The organism is bacterium (assembly GCA_024224155.1).
GTDB lineage: Bacteria > Acidobacteriota > Thermoanaerobaculia > Multivoradales > JAHEKO01 > CALZIK01.
This window is the reverse complement of record JAAENP010000361.1, coordinates 1-1415: the sequence shown is the minus strand read 5'-3', so window position 1 is coordinate 1415 and position 1415 is coordinate 1. Positions and strand designations below refer to the sequence as shown.

The window sequence follows — 1415 nt, the reverse complement described above, 5'->3', positions numbered from 1 at the left end:
GGGTCGAGCAGAGCACCGAGCCACGGGCCGTCCTCTGGGTTACCCACAACCTGGACGACCCGCAAGAGCTCGGCTCGTCGACCGCTCTTCGGGTCGGCTCGCGACGTTGTGAAAAGAGGGGGCGAGAGTGGCTGGAACGATGCAGGAAAGCCAGGCGACTCGTCGATCCCTAGACGAAGCGATAGTCGGCTCGGCTCCTGGCTGGTACCGGCTGGCCTGGGTCGAGTGGACCCGCTCTTTCTCGCGCCGCCATGCTGGCGGTGGGGCGGGCAGGCGAGATTTCCTGATGCTGTCCATTCTATTGTGCTTGACGTCGTTCTTGACCCTCTTCCTTTGGGGAACGCGAGAAGGTCTCCTGGGGCAGTTCATCAACGTGTCACTCGGCAAGGTGGAAGGTTACGGGGTCCCGGTCTGGGTCCTGTCGAATATCGGCGACGGTCGCAATCCGGGTATCGATTGCGAACTGACGGCGCGCCTCGAAGCTCTCGATCCCGGCTTAATCCACGTCTTTCCCTTTCGCCGGATCGAAGGGGACGTGGGCTTGCCGGGACCTCCCAAAGGCGAGACGGCGGCGTGGTCCGATCAGTACGGCTCCTTCTACGGCCGAGCCGTCTGGCCGCACGATCCGCTCTGGACGTCACCCGGAGAGGCGGCGAGCCAAAACGGCGAGGACGGGCCGGCGGTGCCGCTCGAGGTCGTCCTGAATCGCAAGCTCCTCGAGCAGTCGCTGCGATGCGATGCCTATCGCGCGGCTCTGCGCGGGCTCTACCCGGGCCTGACCCTGCCGGAGGAAGGCCAGGATGCACTCGAGTGCTTGTCGAACGGCCGCATCTGGCTCGACGTTCGGCTGGGGCGAGGTCGGCGTTTGGTTTCGTTTCGCATCCGCTGGAACGATCAGATTCCGTCGATGGAAAGCGTTGCCTTCCTGCTTCCGATGAGGACCTACCAGGTGATTGAGTTGACGCAATCCAACCCCGGGATTCGTTATTTTCCAGAGGGCGAAGGGGAGGCGAGCGAGAGGATCGCGGAGCTCGCGGTCTGGGGCTTTGCGGGCGGCGACGTGAGCGGCCGCCGACGCCTGGACGCTCTGGCAAGGTGCCTGGGGGGCGCGGTGGTAGGTACGACCCACGTGTCGCTCGAGCAACCCAGGCCGCGAGCCGCCGCCGAAGCCTGCGCGGAAGCCTCGGAGCTTCGGCTCGCCGAGCGCTCCGCACCGGGACCGAAGGACCTGACCGTATCCAGTTTCGTGACCGGTGAGCTCTTCCGGCTCGAACCATCTCCCGAGCTCCAGGAGTGCGGCGGCCGACGGTTGCTGATCCCCTGTGCCTCGCTCTCACAGCGCTGGCGCGAACAGAACCTGGATTGCGATGAGAACAACGTCGCGCTCGCTGATTCGACCGCGACTCTAGGGGTTT

1 protein-coding gene is annotated in these 1415 nt (G+C 65.1%); it reads left to right on the top strand.

The window, feature by feature from the left end; all coding sequences use genetic code 11:
- Positions 1 to 286: 286 nt before the first annotated feature.
- A partial coding sequence (locus GY769_18145; GenBank protein MCP4203844.1) for a hypothetical protein occupies positions 287 to 1415 on the top strand: 1129 nt, incomplete at its 3' end.